The 16,470-nt window shown below is 35.4% G+C and carries 11 protein-coding genes and 1 tRNA gene; 9 read left to right on the forward strand and 3 right to left on the reverse strand.

All coding sequences use genetic code 11. The features are described from left to right. Positions 1 to 40 precede the first annotated feature (40 nt). From dnaE to ISU00_RS08970, 5 genes are all read left to right on the forward strand, one after another. Positions 41 to 4,396: a DNA polymerase III subunit alpha gene (gene dnaE / locus ISU00_RS08950; protein WP_228850317.1), complete on the forward strand. Its 4,356-nt coding sequence runs from the start codon at positions 41 to 43 to the stop codon at positions 4,394 to 4,396. A 152-nt stretch (positions 4,397 to 4,548) separates the two neighbouring features. After that, positions 4,549 to 4,866 carry a thioredoxin gene (gene trxA / locus ISU00_RS08955; protein ID WP_228850318.1) on the forward strand — a complete coding sequence of 106 codons (318 nt, stop codon included), beginning with the start codon at positions 4,549 to 4,551 and terminating at the stop codon, positions 4,864 to 4,866. Between the two features lie 84 nt (positions 4,867 to 4,950). Beyond that, complete coding sequence (locus ISU00_RS08960; RefSeq protein WP_228850319.1) at positions 4,951 to 5,496, forward strand: ClpP family protease; 546 nt, start codon at positions 4,951 to 4,953, stop codon at positions 5,494 to 5,496. A 10-nt stretch (positions 5,497 to 5,506) separates the two neighbouring features. Further along, positions 5,507 to 6,436: a DUF58 domain-containing protein gene (locus tag ISU00_RS08965; protein ID WP_228850320.1), complete on the forward strand. Its 930-nt coding sequence runs from the start codon at positions 5,507 to 5,509 to the stop codon at positions 6,434 to 6,436. 135 nt (positions 6,437 to 6,571) lie between these two features. Then, a tRNA-Asp gene (locus tag ISU00_RS08970) sits at positions 6,572 to 6,645 on the forward strand. Positions 6,646 to 6,961: 316 nt separating this feature from the next. Here ISU00_RS08970 and ISU00_RS08975 read toward each other — a convergent pair. Next, the gene (locus ISU00_RS08975) at positions 6,962 to 8,863 is read right to left on the reverse strand and encodes a sigma-54-dependent Fis family transcriptional regulator (protein ID WP_228850321.1); all 1,902 of its coding nucleotides are present in this window, start codon (positions 8,861 to 8,863) and stop codon (positions 6,962 to 6,964) included. A gap of 171 nt (positions 8,864 to 9,034) precedes the next feature. Here ISU00_RS08975 and ISU00_RS08980 point away from each other — a divergent pair, with 171 nt between their 5' ends. Further along, the gene (locus ISU00_RS08980) at positions 9,035 to 9,595 is read left to right on the forward strand and encodes an OsmC family protein (protein ID WP_228850322.1); all 561 of its coding nucleotides are present in this window, start codon (positions 9,035 to 9,037) and stop codon (positions 9,593 to 9,595) included. Between the two features lie 219 nt (positions 9,596 to 9,814). On the opposite strand, the gene ISU00_RS08985 is transcribed toward ISU00_RS08980, so the two are convergent. Further along, complete coding sequence (locus ISU00_RS08985) at positions 9,815 to 12,058, reverse strand: T9SS type A sorting domain-containing protein (protein WP_228850323.1); 2,244 nt, start codon at positions 12,056 to 12,058, stop codon at positions 9,815 to 9,817. Between the two features lie 373 nt (positions 12,059 to 12,431). On the opposite strand from ISU00_RS08985, the gene ISU00_RS08990 reads away from it, so the two are divergent. Next, a complete protein-coding gene (locus ISU00_RS08990) occupies positions 12,432 to 13,013 on the forward strand; it encodes a hypothetical protein (protein ID WP_228850324.1) in 582 nt (193 codons plus the stop codon). A 179-nt stretch (positions 13,014 to 13,192) separates the two neighbouring features. Here ISU00_RS08990 and ISU00_RS08995 read toward each other — a convergent pair whose 3' ends face one another. Further along, complete coding sequence (locus ISU00_RS08995; protein WP_228850325.1) at positions 13,193 to 13,828, reverse strand: hypothetical protein; 636 nt, start codon at positions 13,826 to 13,828, stop codon at positions 13,193 to 13,195. A 309-nt stretch (positions 13,829 to 14,137) separates the two neighbouring features. On the opposite strand from ISU00_RS08995, the gene ISU00_RS09000 reads away from it, so the two are divergent. Beyond that, positions 14,138 to 15,379 (forward strand): hypothetical protein, encoded by a 1,242-nt coding sequence (locus ISU00_RS09000; RefSeq protein WP_228850326.1) that lies wholly within the window; start codon positions 14,138 to 14,140, stop codon positions 15,377 to 15,379. Positions 15,380 to 15,669: 290 nt separating this feature from the next. After that, positions 15,670 to 16,431: a hypothetical protein gene (locus ISU00_RS09005; protein ID WP_228850327.1), complete on the forward strand. Its 762-nt coding sequence runs from the start codon at positions 15,670 to 15,672 to the stop codon at positions 16,429 to 16,431. Positions 16,432 to 16,470 lie beyond the last annotated feature (39 nt).

Here is a 16,470-nt window from a genome sequence, read left to right on the forward strand (position 1 = left end):
TGTATTTTTAGGGGTTCAAATTGTAGATCCGTCACATTTTATGTTTTTAATTTTCGATACCGAAACAACCGGACTTCCCAAGCGTTGGGACGCGCCTATTTCCGACACTGATAACTGGCCAAGATGTGTTCAAATAGCTTGGCAGTTACATGACGAAATGGGTAGTTGTATCGAACACCAGGATTATTTGGTGCAACCCGATGGATTCAATATTCCCTACGATGCTGAAAAGATTCATGGTATCTCCACGGAATTAGCCCAACAAGAGGGAATTCCTTTATCTGATTTGTTGGATGAATTTTCAGAAGTGCTTTCTAGGGCTAAATTCATTGTCGGGCAGAATGTAGGATTTGATGTCAACATTATTGGTGCTGAGTTTTTTAGATTAGGAATTGATAATAATCTGCAGGAACTTCCAGTCTTAGATACCTGTACAGAAAGCACAGCCGAACTCTGTAAAATTCCGGGAGGTAGGGGAGGTAAATTTAAATTACCAACACTTACTGAGCTTCATGAATTTTTGTTCAACCAGCCTTTTGCGGAAGCTCATAATGCTTCTGCCGATGTCGAGGCAACAGCCCGTTGTTTCTTGGAATTGGTGAGACGACAAGAATATACTATTGAACAGTTAGATGTTACCCAAGATTATTTCCGAAGGTTTACAGAAGAAAATCCGAAGGAAATTGACCTTATTGGTTTAGAGCATATAAATCTTAAGGAGGCTAGTGAACGCATAAGGAAAGAGTTGGCAAAGCACGCGGATGATGGTATTAGTTCACAAGAAATTGCTGAAAATCTGTCTGAACTTCAAGATATACCCTATGCACATTTACACAATCATTCCCAATTTTCCATACTTCAATCCACTATAAGTATAAAACAATTGGTGGCTTCTGCCACGAAATTTAATATGCCTGCCGTAGCACTCACGGACCATGCAAATATGATGGGGGCCTTTCACTTTGTGAAAGAAATCAATTTGTACAACAAATCCATAGCAGAAGATTCAGATCAAAAACCTATAAAACCAATAATTGGTTGCGAATTCTTCGTCTGTCAAGATCATACTGATAAGACCCGTAAGGATAATGGGTATCAAATAGTATTCCTTGCAAAAAATAAAAATGGATATCACAACCTAGCCAAGTTATCGTCTAAGGCCTATACAGATGGATTTTATTATGTACCAAGAATTGATAAAGATTTGGTTAAACAATACAAGGATGATCTAATTGTACTAACAGGAAATCTGTATGGTGAAGTTCCAAGTTTGTTGCTGAATGTAGGAGAAAAACAAGGAGAAGAAGCCTTGCTATGGTGGAAGGAAGAATTTGGAGATGACCTTTATGTTGAGGTGATGCGCCATGGGCAGGAGGATGAAAATAGAGTAAATACTTCCTTGGTGGAGTTGGCTGCAAAACATAACGTTAAAATTGTTGCAACTAATAATACCTATTACGCAAATAAAGAAGATGCCAATGCGCATGATATTCTGTTGTGTGTAAAGGATGGTGAAAAGCAGGCGACCCCAATTGGCCGTGGTCGAGGTTATCGCTATGGATTACCAAACCACGAATATTATTTTAAGTCTCCTGAAGAGATGAAACATCTTTTCAAGGATCTTCCGGAAGCAATAATTACAATTGAGGAGATACTGGAAAAAGTTGAGCCGTTCAATCTTTCTAGAGAGGTATTACTCCCAAAATTTGATATTCCTGATGAGTTTAAGGATGATCAAGATTTAGTTGATGGGGGAAAAAGAGGTGAGAATGCCTACCTAAGGCATATTACTTATGAAGGAGCAAAAAAGAGATATGGGGAACTAACAGATTCTATAAAAGAACGACTCGATTTTGAATTAGATGTCATCGAGAAGACGGGATATCCAGGATATTTCTTAATTGTTGAGGATTTCATTAGGGAAGCTCGCAACATGGGGGTCTCGGTTGGTCCAGGGCGGGGTTCCGCTGCAGGTTCGGTAGTTGCTTACTGTCTTTGGATAACTAATATCGATCCAATTATATATGACTTACTTTTCGAGCGTTTTCTAAATCCGGATAGGGTTAGCATGCCAGATATCGATATTGATTTTGATGATGAGGGAAGAGGCAAAGTCATGGAATATGTGATCAATAAATATGGTAGTAATCAAGTGGCTCAGATTATCACCTATGGTACGATGGCGGCTAAGTCTTCTATTCGAGATACTGCTAGGGTATTAGATTTGCCATTATATGAGGCAGATCGGATAGCAAAATTAATTCCCAATATGTCTAAGTTGGGTAAAATATTTGGGGTCGAAGAGTCTAAATTACAGTCTCAATTCCGTTCGGATGATTTACAGAAAATAAATGAGCTTTTAAATATTTCAGATGGTGAAGATTTAGAAGCAGAAACAGTAAACCAAGCAAGAATTTTAGAGGGATCTGTTAGAAATACTGGAATACATGCTTGTGGTGTAATTATCACTCCCGATGACATTACCAATTTTGTGCCAGTTTCAACCGCAAAAGATTCAGATTTATATGTTACCCAATTTGACAACTCTGTTGTTGAGGAAGCTGGTCTACTTAAAATGGACTTCTTGGGTCTTAAGACTTTAACTCTTATCAAAGACACCGTTAAGATTGTAAAGGCTAAACACAATATTGATTTAGATCCTGAAAACTTTCCCTTAGATGATGAGAAAACTTATGAACTCTTCCAAAGAGGTGAAACGGTAGGTATATTTCAATATGAATCTCCAGGGATGCAAAAACACATGAAGGACCTAAAGCCAACGGTTTTTGATGACCTTATTGCAATGAATGCATTGTACCGTCCGGGTCCGATGGAGTATATCCCTAGTTTTATTAGAAGGAAGCATGGGGAGGAGGAGATTATTTATGATTTGCCTGCCATGGAGGAGTACCTAAAGGAGACCTATGGCATTACAGTATATCAAGAGCAGGTAATGTTACTATCCCAGAAACTGGCAAGCTTTACGAAAGGTGAAGCCGATGTCTTGAGAAAGGCAATGGGTAAAAAGATATTTGCCTTGCTAGAGAAATTAAAACCGAAATTTTTAGATGGGGGTGAGGCAAACGGACATCCTCGAGATGTATTAGAGAAAATTTGGAAAGACTGGGAAGCGTTTGCAAGTTATGCTTTCAACAAGTCACATTCCACTTGTTATGCGTGGATTGCATATCAAACAGCATATTTAAAGGCACATTATCCTGCAGAATATATGGCTGCGGTTCTAAGCAATAATATGAATGATATTAAGCAAGTGACATTCTTTATGGAAGAATGCAAGCGTATGAAATTGAATGTGCTAGGTCCCGATGTCAATGAATCTTATTATAAATTCTCTGTAAATAAGGATAATGCGGTTCGTTTCGGGATGGGTGCTATAAAGGGAGTTGGCCATGGTGCTGTAAAAACCATAACCGAAAATAGAAAGAAAGACGGACCGTATAGATCCATATTCGATTTAACAAAACGAATCGATTTAAGGGCTGCGAACAAAAAGGCATTTGAAAATTTAGCCTTAGCCGGAGGTCTTGATTGTTTCAGCAATACACATAGGGCCCAGTATTTTCAAGATGAAGGAGACGGAGTTACTTTTCTTGAAAAGGCCATAAGATTTGGAAGTAAATTTCAGGAGAATGAAAATTCTGCCCAGGTAAGTTTATTTGGTGCAGCAAGCGATGTTCAAATACCTGAGCCCCAAATTCCTCAATGTGAAGAGTGGGGAACTATGGAGAAATTGGCAAGGGAAAAGGAAGTTGTTGGTATTTATATTTCTGGTCATCCTTTGGATGATTTCAAAATAGAGTTAAAGTCGTTTTGCAATGCTGATTTAAGTGCTTTTAAGGATCTTACGAAATACATCAATAGAGAATTGACTTTTGGCGGTGTTGTAACGGATGTACAGCATAGAGTTTCTAAACAAGGAAAGGGTTGGGCTACATTTATAATTGATGATTACGACAATAGTCACGAATTCAGAATCTTTGGTGAGGAGTATTTAAAATACCGTCATTTCCTTGTTAAAAATTCCTTTGTTTACATGAGGGTTTTTGTTCGTGAAGGTTGGATGAATAAGGATACTGGTAAAGTTAGCGATCCAAGAACACAATTTAATAATGTTCAGTTACTACATGATGTAATGGAACAGTACGCCAAAAAATTAACCATTATGGTTGATATTAAAGAATTACAAGAAAAACGTATCCAAATAATGGAAGATGTTTTTAAGAATCATGAGGGAACCTGCACCTTAAATTTTCTAATTAAAGACACAAAAGACAAAATTTCGGTACAAATGCCATCACGGAAACAAAAGGTGAAAATTTCCAGTGAATTGTTAAATGTCCTTGGTGAAAATGATTTTCAGTATCGATTGAATTAAGTTCATATATATCAGAAAGCTAACCAGAAACAATAACTATAAAACACGCCAATTTGTCAATTCATAAAACAAATGGCAGGAGTGTAAGGTTTGGCAATGTTTTTGACTAATTTTGCTCAGAAATTAAGTAGATACACATTTAAATAAATATTATGGCACTAGAAATAACAGATGCAACTTTTGAAGAAAAAGTATTAAAAAGTGATAAACCGGTAATGGTGGATTTTTGGGCAGCATGGTGTGGTCCATGTAGAATGGTTGGGCCGATCATTGAAGAAATCAGTAAAGAGTATGAAGGTAAGGCTGTGGTTGGAAAAGTCGACGTAGATGCGAACCAAGAATTTGCTGCAAAATTTGGTATTAGAAATATACCTACTGTACTTGTTTTTAAGGATGGTGAGGTAGTTGGTCGCCAAGTTGGTGTTGCACCAAAAACTGCTTATGCAAATGCTTTAGACCAATTGATTTAATAAATTAATTAAAGTAATATTAAATTATAGAGAGGTTTGTCTTTTTAGGCAAACCTTTTTTATTTTTAGTGAAAATTAAAATGTATGAGCAATAAGAACAAGGTGCAAGATGCGATAGATGCAAAATTGCTTGAAGGAAGAAAGGTTTTCCTTTGGGGTCAAGTCGATGATAAATCAGCTAAACATGTCATAGATAGGTTGTTATACTTAGATGCTTTAAGTGATGACCTCATTCATTTATATATAAATAGCCCTGGTGGTTATGTAACTTCAGGATTTGCAATGTATGATTGCATTAAGTCCTTAAACAGTAAGGTTTCTACGATTTGTACTGGCCTTGCCGCTTCAATGGGCTCTATTTTGCTTTCAGCAGGAGAAAAAGGCCATCGTTTTATTCAACCCCATGCTAAGGTTATGATTCACCAGCCTAGCGGTGGAGCAAGAGGACCTGCTAGTGATATTGAAATTACCGCTCAAGAGATTTTGAAAACAAAAGAGCTAAGTGCAAAAATCCTTGCCGAAAATTGTGGGCAGACGTTTGAGAAAGTCATGAAGGATTTTAACCGTGACCATTGGATGGATGCACAAGAATCATTAGAATATGGTATCGTAGATAAATTATTGTCTTAGAGGGTTGCCTATGGATCTCCAGGAGCAACTACAGCATCTGTCTGGTTTTAAGAATCTAGAATTACTGGCCAAACAGGTTGTTGAAGGTTTTATTGCTGGTATGCATAAGAGTCCATTTCATGGATTTTCAGCCGAATTTGCCGAGCATAAAATTTATAACCAAGGAGAAAGTACCCGGCATATAGACTGGAAATTATATGCCAAAACGGATAAGTTATTTACTAAACGGTATGACGAGGAAACGAATCTACGTTGTCATCTAATAATTGACAACAGTTCTTCGATGCATTATCCCAGATATAAAAAATTCAATTTAGGGCAGCTTAATAAAATAGCATTTTCAGCATTGGGTTCGGCTAGTTTGATGCATATACTCAAAAAACAAAGGGATGCCGTAGGCTTAAGTCTGTATAGTGATTCATACGATTATTATGCTCCCGAAAAAGGAAGTGAGAAACATCACCGAATGTTGTTGGCCCAGTTGGAACAAATGGTGGTGAACGTCCCAGAGCAGAGAAATACCGAAAGCTATAAATTCTTGCATTTGATTGCAGAGAATATTCATAGACGATCCTTAATCTTTTTGTTTTCCGATATGTTTCAAACGGAGGTGTCTAACAATAAGATGTTTGAAGCCTTGAGACATTTAAAATATAATAAGCATGAGGTGGTTCTTTTTCATGTGGTTGATAAAAAGCATGAATTCGACTTCGATTTTGATAATACCCCTAAAAAATTCGTGGACGTAGAGACCGGTGAGACCATTAATTTATACCCTGAAAACATCCGCGAGGATTATCATAAACAGGTGGAGGATTATTTTAATGAAATAAAATTGCGTTGCGGCCAATACCAGATAAAGTATGTGCTAGCAGATGTTAATCAGGATTTTAATCAAGTACTGTCAACCTTTATGATAGAGCGTCACAGGTTCGTGTAAAATTTATTTTTAAAATTTTAAAGTATTTTTTGCGATATTAAAAATGGGGTGTATATTTGCATCCGCTTTACTGAATGTGTAGCAAGGTTTTTAATTCCGCTGTTGCGGAAGTCTTTTTTAAAAGGCAAAACCATTGGTCTGGTAGTTCAGCTGGTTAGAATACCTGCCTGTCACGCAGGGGGTCGCGGGTTCGAGTCCCGTCCAGACCGCATACAAGGCCTCAACTAAAGTTGGGGCTTTTTTGTAAAGACGTTGTGTTGTTTTCATTTCATTAGAAATGAAACGTAGTAGTATCCGAAAGAGGTTTCGGGTATTCCAATGGAAAGCTTTCCTTTTTTTGAGTTATCAAAAATTGGGATGCTTTTTTGTTTTATAACAATTGTATTACCTGAAGTTTCTTTTTTTCAAATCCTATTTGACCTTATTTGGAAAACGTTCTTTAATATAAAAGATAGGGCCCTTTTGTTTTAGGTAATTAAATAATTTGAGTTAATTGGTTGTTCACATCTGACGTCAATATTGATTTTAACCAATAGCCACGCGTTTAATTCCGAACTTATTAATTTTAGAGGTCAAGGTTGTTCTTGGAAGGTTAAGTAACTCTGAGGCTCCACCTTCGCCCGAAATTTTCCAATTAGTAAGATTTAATGCCTTTATTATGTTATTCTTTTCCAATTCTAATATTTCATCAGATGTAAGAATAGTTGGCATTTCAATGTTTGAGGTATTTGTATTTTTTGAACCGGATAGAATTGAATCCATATTGAAATTACCATCATGAGATGTTATAATACCTCGCTCAATTATATTTTGAAGTTCCCTTATATTTCCTGGCCAACTATAAGAAGCTAAAACATTTAAATCATGATTAGTTAATGGCTTTACTTGTAGGGCTGTATTTTTTGTGATTTTTTCAAAAAATGCTTTTGCAACAAGTGCTATATCTTTTCCTCGCTCTCTCAATGGAGGAATATTAATTGGGAAAACATTCAGTCTATAAAAAAGATCTTCCCTGAATTTACCGTCAGCAATTTGCTTATCTAGGTTTTGGTGTGTGGCCGCAATGATTCTAACGTCCACATATTTGGTTTCTGAACTTCCAACAGGTTCAAAGGTTCCTTCTTGAATAACCCTTAATAGTTTTGCTTGCAATGGAAGAGGAAGTTCAGCTATTTCATCAAGGAACAAGGTGCTTTTATCTGCCAAACTAAACCTTCCTTCTCTTGAAGTTAACGCTCCTGTAAATGCACCTTTAACATGGCCAAAAAGTTCACTTTCTATCAATTCTGAAGGGAGTGCTGCACAATTCAATGTAACCATCGATTTGCTATTGCGAGTACTTGATTCATGTATCGCCCTAGCAAATAATTCCTTTCCAGTTCCAGTTTCCCCTAGTATTAAAACATTTGCATCTGTTGATGCAACGAGGTTTACAAGATTAAGACATTTTTTTATTGGTTCAGAATTTCCGATAATGTAGTCAAATTGCTGAGCATCCACCCTTTCCCTTAGGATAATGGCTTCAGTGCTTAATTCCTTAATTTTTAAAGTGTTGGAAACGACATCATTGATGTTTTTGATATAAAGGGCGTAATATATATTGTTTTCAAAACTATAACAAGATAGGTTGATTTCAGTAGGAAAGGGTTCTCCTTTGCTAGTAAGGCAAATTGAGGGTTGGGGAATTTGGAAATAGGTGTTAGTTAAAGTATCCCGTTGGGAAAGTATGGTGTTTAATTTATTATACGTCTTGGGATCGAATAACTCTTTTATGGTAACATTGTTAAATCGATCTTTTGTCTGTTGGAACATTTGTTCAGCAGCATCATTGGATTGGGTTATTTTTAATTCCGAATTAAATTCAATGATAGCTTCGGAAGTCCCATTTACTAGGCGATTTAACTTCGATTCGCTATCTATCAATTTTCTTTGAATTATTTCACGTCTTAATTCCGCAGCAGCTCTTGATGCAAAGATTTTAAATATGGCGTATTCTTCTGGTAGTTCAGGCATCACTTTGTTGTCCAATAAAGCTAAATGTCCTAAAACTCTGCCATCTGTATTTCTCAAAGAAATTCCCATATAACTTACGGCGCCTAATGGTTTAAGATCTGGGTCTTTTGGGTAAAGGTCAATCACTTTTTCAGGGATATGACAAATTTCGTTCGTTTTTAAAACAGGTTCACAAGGGGTGTTTGAAACCGCATATTCATATTTTTCTACATAATTTCCATTGAGCCAAAATGCTAATGAATTAAGTTTATTTTGCTCTGGTAAATACTCTGTTACCCAAACACCATGAACATCCAAAATTTCTGCCAAATGTTTAACAAGGGCCTTAAAAAATTCTTTGCCTGTAAATTGAGATGTGGTTTCAACAATCTGTTTTAGTGCTATAATGGCAGGTGTTCTTTTTCTAGGCTCCATTTCCAATAAGTGTTTTGACGAAAACAAGTTACCCAAAAATTTAATTTTGACGAAATATCGGCAATTACAAAACAGGATATAAATGTTAAAATATTGATAATAAGTTTGTTATGATTTTGGAACAGGTTGTGCCACTAATAAAGTATTATAAATCAATAAAATATTTTAATTATGGAAACCTTACAAAAAGAAGTGAACGGATTCAAATCTAAAGACATAATGGATACCGTTGGTGCAATTCAATCAAATCCTGAAATTGCAAAATTTAAATTTAGAGCTAGAAACAAATGGATTTCCGGAGGGCACAATAGAAGCACCATCCAAGATTTTTATGGTGGTTGTGTTGAAGATACATCCCGTACTACCCCCTTTGTTTTTGATAACAGTGAACCGCCTATTCTATTGGGTAACAATGAAGGTGCTAATCCTGTTGAGTTTATTCTTCACGGTTTAGCAGGTTGTATGACCACAACCATGATGTTACATGCTGCTGCAAACGGAATTAATGTTGATTGTGTAGAATCCTGTTTGGAAGGCGATTTGGATGTTCAAGGATTTTTAGGTTTGGATGATTCTGTTAGAAATGGATACCAAAACATTAAAGTTGTCTTTAATATTCAGGGAGATCTAACTGAAGAACAAAAGAATCAATTAATATCTTACGCATATAAATCTCCAGTTTTTGATATTGTTACTAACAAAGTACCTGTTACTTTATCAATCCAATCTTAATCTTTTAAACAGAACAATGGGCATTTACATTTAAGAGGTAGAGGTTTACTCTGCCTCTTAAATTTAGCCTTTAAATTACTATAGTTATACTGAAATAATTATCGAGTCCCGCCTAGAAGGCATTAAAAAAGCTTCAATTTACATTGAAGCTTTTTATTCAGTTGTTTTAACTCTCTTTTATCCAAAAATTAATAATAGCCCTAATCAATTGTTTCGAAGTTAATTTTTAATAAACTTTTTATATGCTCTGCCATTCTCTGTTGCAATCTCCAATATGTATAGGCCCTGGGTTAGTTCGTTTACATTAACTTGATTATTCTTCACAACCCCTTTCTTTTTAATTACCCCAAAGAGATCATAAATAATGTATGATGAATTATTAGTCATTTCTAATCCCTTAATGTTTACAACATCGTCCGCTCCGTTAGGATACAAGATGAATTTATCTTCATTCTCTTTATATAAAACGACTTCATTTGATAATAGTCGATTATCATGAGGTACAATAACATTAATCTGCCGTTCCGTGTAGTTCCATGAATCGTCGAAGATCCTTATAACAATGTAATATTCTCTTCCATTTCCATTGCCAGAGCGTTCGGCTCTTAAAAGAATGTTGTGCTCATCTATAATTTCCCAATCGGGAGATTTATCACCATCTCCAAGACCATTTTCAGGTTCATTACTAGAAATCAAAAGTTCGGTAAAAGCAATGTTGCAATTGTCGGAAGTAACATATTCTATATATATGGGAACCATCTTGTGGTTTGCAGGCCAAATTGGTTCATACGTTTCGTTCAACTCTAAAATGACCGGAGGTTCTGAGTCAAAAACTGTAACATTAAAACTGCAGGTCGCTGTTTCACCCATTGAATTGGTTAACACAAAGGTGTTTGTTGTTGTCCCTACCGGAAAAAATGAATGGCTCGGCAGACCGTTGACCTGTTCCAATGATATTTCACCTCCACAATTTGCTGCGGGAACTATTTCGGGATAAGTTACATAGGCACCGCATAAACCAGGTGAATTTTCAACATAGATGTCCCAAGGACACTCAATATTAGGAATTGGGCACGTAGTTGCCGTAAAATTATATGCTCCAGTTAACCTATTAAAAGTGACAATATAAGTTCCTTCGAGAACCGGAATATTTGGACCATTTAAAAAAGCAAATCCATTTGGAAAATCATAACCTCCCCAATTAGTAATCCAACTATCATTTGTCCTGAATTTTACTCCACCTGAGTTGAAATAATAGTCGTTAAGAGTATATAGTATTCCATCTTCAGTTTCCATGTTTACATCCTCCTCCCAACCTATTAAGGAAGAACCAATAATTCCAACATGTGGAGGTTCAAATTTATATTCACCTGTTTCAATATTGAATGTAACATTGTAGGTTCCTTCTGGCACAGGAATATTTGGGCCATTAAGCACTGCAATACCCGTTGGGAATGCGTCGCCTCCCCAATTAATGTCCCAATTATTGTCTTGTCTAAATTTTGCTTCCCCATTACTGAAATAAAAATCATTAAGGGAATAAATTATCCCATCCGTTGTCAACATATCTACATCTGTGGTCCAACTATTTAAAGCAGAGCCAATCATGCCAATGTCTGGAAGACAATCTACACATATAAAGGAAAATTCTCCAGTTAATCTATTAAAACCGATATTGTAATTAGTAGCCTTCAATATCGGAATATTTGGTCCGTTTAGCCATGCTACACCTATTGGAAAGGTGGTTGAGCCCCAATTAACAATCCAATCATTGTCTTGTCTAAATTTTAATTCTCCAACCTTCAATGGGTAATTATTTAAGAAATAATTAATTCCGTCGGTTGTTTCCATTTGAACTTCTTCATACCATCCATTTGCTGCAGTTCCTATAATTCCTATAGAATGCTGCATGACTCCTAAATCGGTTAAAACAACATTGTCAAAATAAATCGTTGTAATGTCAGTCCCTAATTCAAAACTGAGCTTGTGCAGTTGAAAATTACTCGTGGCATTAAACTCTAGACTTATAGTTTGCCATTCAGTGGTAGCAAATTGTAAATATCGGTCGTAACCGATAAGATTTGTCCAATTGCCACCAAACTCCCCCAAAAAGACACCAAAAGATCTTACTACATTTGCTTTAACATCAAATACCAATCTATATGAATGTTCTGGGATTAATTCAAAACCATATTGTTCTAATTGAATATCCCAGGTATTAATTCCGGGATTTATTATTTGAAAAGTACAAGCTTCATCCTCAACAATTGGATTCGCTTCTGCTCTGGCGCCAAAAGTGTTTGTCCAAAAGGTCCAGATGTTAAGCGGAGGTGTTGAAGTGTCTGGAATGATTTCAGTGGTTTGACTAAAACTTCCATCGTACAAAAGGTTTTGGGATTGGCCAAAACTGAAGGTTAAGCCTACAATCACCAAAATCATAAGTTTTAAGTAATTTTTTTTCATGATTACTTAGTTTAAAATTTATTTAATGCAATTACTCTAGGGGAAGGTATTTTGTTGGATTATGAACTTACTTAATTAAGGTCAACTGTTCAATGATCAATATCAGAAATCATTGTATATCAGATTATCAAATTATATGAAGGGTAATTTTAATGGGTAAATGAACTTATGGTGACTTGTCTAACCCAATATTATTGTTTTCTAAGAGTGAATGTCATTTTTTGCAAGGGTTTGTTGTTTTTCCTGCCAAGGGAATAAGAGCTGTTATTTTCCTAAATGTTGTAGCAAAAATTAGCGGAGATTGATCAATATCATTTCATTAACGACTACTAATACATATTTTCTTCGACTGTTTTTATTAAAGTTTCGTATTATGAAAAAGCATATTTTATTATTGGTAGGTTTATTTATTTTAAACTATGGTTGCAGTACTGGCGATATCATAGAAGAAAATAATGAAATAACCGGATTAGAAGAAAAAGCACTATTAACACATTTGGCTATTGATATGTCAAATGGAGATTTGAATGTTTTTAAAAAGTCATCAAGTGCAAATGCTGTTACAAGGACTATTAAATTTCAAAGATCATCTGGGTATTTTGATTTTGTTTACCCTTCAACGGATTGTTCGCCATACCTACAGGTTTTGATTGTTGGAAATGGTAATGCCACTTTTTTGGGAAATTTTGAAGTGATCAATAAATATTGTTTTGATGGGGAAAATCCTGTAGGGCCTATTTATGGTTTCCTAAAAGCAGCTAATGGGGACGAAATTTTTACACAAATGATTGGCGCCACAGAACTACCAGCCCCGGAAATATCAAATTTTGAATATATCATTCTTGGGGGAACAGGAAGGTTTGAAGGAGCAACCGGTTCAGTTCATATGTATGGTATCATCGATAGGATTAATTTTCTGTTCAACCTAGAGGGTGAAGGTGAAATTACTTTTTAAATATAGTGTTTAACAAAATAGAGAGGAATTTAAAGTAGTCGATGAGTTCGAAAAATTAGAGGGAAGCGGATAGCTTCCCTTTTTTTATTTTCAAAAATTGATAAGTTTTGAGGTCTTGATGTTTAAAGGAAAAAGGAGCTAATAATTTAGCTCCTTGAATACTTATTATCTAAAGGGGATTATCTCCCTGCTTTGTTTGATCTACTGCCGGGATAAAACGTGATTTCACCAGTAAAAATATGATCCGTTTGATGTTCTGCTATAAAACCATCAGGGAAATTGGCCCAACCACCTTCTAGCAGGTTTACCCAACTGTCCGTAACTCCGCTACCGGTAGCGCCCATAAAACGTCCTGTTCCACCAGTAATTTCAAATGCATCTCCAAACCAAAGTTCATAATATGGATCGTCAAAAACTTGATAAATTATACCAATTTCTCCAGTAGGAGGAATGTTAAAATATAATTCATCTCCATTATCCGCTACAAAAGTTCCTTCTCCACCTACGTATTTAAACTCACCAGGAGGCCCACAGAAGGAAATGGTAACTGTAAAGTCGCCCAAATGGGTTCCATCCCCACTGCCCACCTGATAATTAGGAGAGCTATAATCTCCATATGCAGAGCAATCTGGAGTATAGGAGTAATCCCTTTTTGTAAAAAACTCTGCTTTGAATGGAACGGTTACGGCCTTTTTAGAGGCTTGTTCCAGAGAGGTCATTTCCATAATAGTAATTTCGTCCAATGGTTCATTAGAACAGGAAAATGTAATTAATAAGGAGATTAGGGCAACCCAAATAAAACTTTGAATTTTCATTTTAAAAGAATTAAAGATTAGAATAAGTTGCATTGAAGGGAGGGCACTGAATTTGGAGCAAATTTTTTCAATGCGTCATAGCTGGTTTAATAACTTTTGAAAGTTATAGGCTTGTGCTTAAAGCCTCAATAAGTTAGTAAAAAAATTTTCAATTATAAAATGATAAAAGTCATAATGTATTTCTTGATTATATCATACATTATAAGGTTGATTTAAAGTCTTAGGGGATAATTATCAGTGATTATTAGTAGGCTTATTTTAATTACCCATTGATATGTTTAAATAGTTTATTAATTCAGTATTATAGGTATGAAAACAATCTTATACATATCGGTGCTGTTAACTCTTAGTGTCAACTTTTACTCATTGTCTCAAGTCGTAACGGTAAAAAGTCCAATTAAAAGTGTAGAAATATTTATCTACAAGGCTGAGAGGGAAAATGGTGAAATCGTAAAAGGTGAACCATACAAGGCCTCTTTTTTTCAAGATTATTATCCAATTTCATTTGAATCCCCTAGCATGGAGGAATATGATGAACTTGGACAATTAAAAAAGGTATGTAATTTCGATGTTAATAGGGAAATTGTAACTGTCGAAAAATACCATTATAACCAAGGGAAGAAACTCATAAAATTTGTGGGTTTTGTTCCAAAATTTCAAGATAGTTTGGTCATGGATTGGACGTATGATCATAAAGGGAATTTCGAAACCTTAAGGGTCAGTAAACAAGAATTAACCGGGGATACATGGTTTAGTTCGATATTTGGAAAGTTTTACTATTCAAAATATAGAGATAGCGATTGTCATAATTTTTATTTAAGTACAAATGATAGTTTAAATAATATTAAAAGGATTGAATTTGACAGTCTAAAGCTAATAAAGGATCACCTATATAAACTGTATGACACTGCAAATAATTTGGTGTCGGAGAGAGAATTAATTGTAAAAAATGCCTTTGAGGGAACGTTGCATCCTAAAAGATGGGATACCACATTGGTAAGAAAGGAATACAAATTCAATAATGATAGTAAAATTAAGGAAATGATTGCTACTTATATGAGGAGTAGAGAAAATGACGGTGGTCTTAAAAAGCAAAAATTAGTATACATTTATACAGCTGACAATAAACTAAGTGAAGTAATAGATAGTCTAGAGTATTATCCATTAAAAGCGGGTTTTACCAAGGTTAAGGCGAGATGGTTAACTAAAAAAGAAGTCCATGAGTATTTAGACAATGGCACAAAACACATTGTTAGTTTTTTTGATGAAAAGGATGAATTAGAGGAAAGAGATACGGAGATTTTCTATTCCAATGATGAATTAAAAGAAATGATAAGAGAGCAGAGAAATAGAAAAGAGATCTTAACCTATGATGTTGGTGGAAATTTGATTTCTTATATCAGATTGAATATTAAAAAGAACAAAAAGTTATATGACTTTGTTTTAGATCGGGAATATAACGAAATGGGCGATTGGGTTAAATGTGTTCATATCGACAATTTAAAAGGTAGGGCCTTATTGATAGAAGAGAGGGTCATAGAATATTATTAATAATACCTAGGTAATCCTTCATAAGCTTAAAATCTTCCTGTTGACAATTAATATACTGGTGCAAGTTTTTTTTCAGGCATAAACCTTTGTTTTAAGATCATAGGCTAAAGTATTTCAAAATAAAAAATGGAAAAATTACAATTTTTTACTACTTTAATAGAGTCAAAGGGAACTCTCTCCGCTTTTCCCTGATTTTTATAAGTCCTCATTTCATTGTTATTCGAATTCTCTATGCTGCCAAGCATAAAGGGCATATTGTTATTATTTTTTAACTAACTAAACCAATTAAAATGAGAACACTAATTTTTTTATCAGCTGTACTTTTAATAAGTACTTCAACCTATTCCCAAAGAAACGACAATGCCGAGTATTGGAATTCTTGGGAGTATACCGCTAAAGAGGGGAAAACCTCGGAATTCGAAGCCGCTGCAGCAAAAAAAACTGCCATGTACAACAAAACAGCTACGACGGCCATTTTAACTTACAGAATAACAACAGGATCGGGCAGTGGTACTTATGTAAGGGTTGAAACCCAAAAATCGCCTTCGGATTATGATATAGACAGGTCTGCAGAAGGTGCCTATTGGAGAGATAATGTTGCAAAATTTGTTGCTCGTAATAGTGGTCAGGTAAGATGGCAATTATTGAGGGATGGAACTATGAACTATACTCCAGGTTCCACTCCAAATAAACATATCGTTAGAACCACCTTTAATGTTAAAGCGGATAAGGTGGGTCATTTTAGGAGATATATGAGCAGGGTTGCCGAAGTGGCTAAGAAGAGAGGTTGGAAGGGTACTAGGTTGTTATTCAGGTTGGTGAGTGGTGGAAATCGAAACCAATTTGTAGTAGTGACTGGGTTTGACACCTTTAAAAGAACTGAGGAGCCTGTAGAACATGAGAACACCTTCAGGGAAGATTATAATGAAATGTTTGGATGGGGTACCTATGAAGAAGATAATACCAATTTTGATGCTGCTTTAGAATATTGGGGTGAAGAAGTTGAAAACCTTGAATTGGTGCCTGAAATGTCGACAGGGATGATGAATTAATCTAACAGGAAGAACTTAAAAAGCCCCAGAATGGGGCTT

Source organism: Aegicerativicinus sediminis (assembly GCF_015476115.1).
Taxonomy (GTDB): Bacteria; Bacteroidota; Bacteroidia; order Flavobacteriales; family Flavobacteriaceae; genus Aegicerativicinus; species Aegicerativicinus sediminis.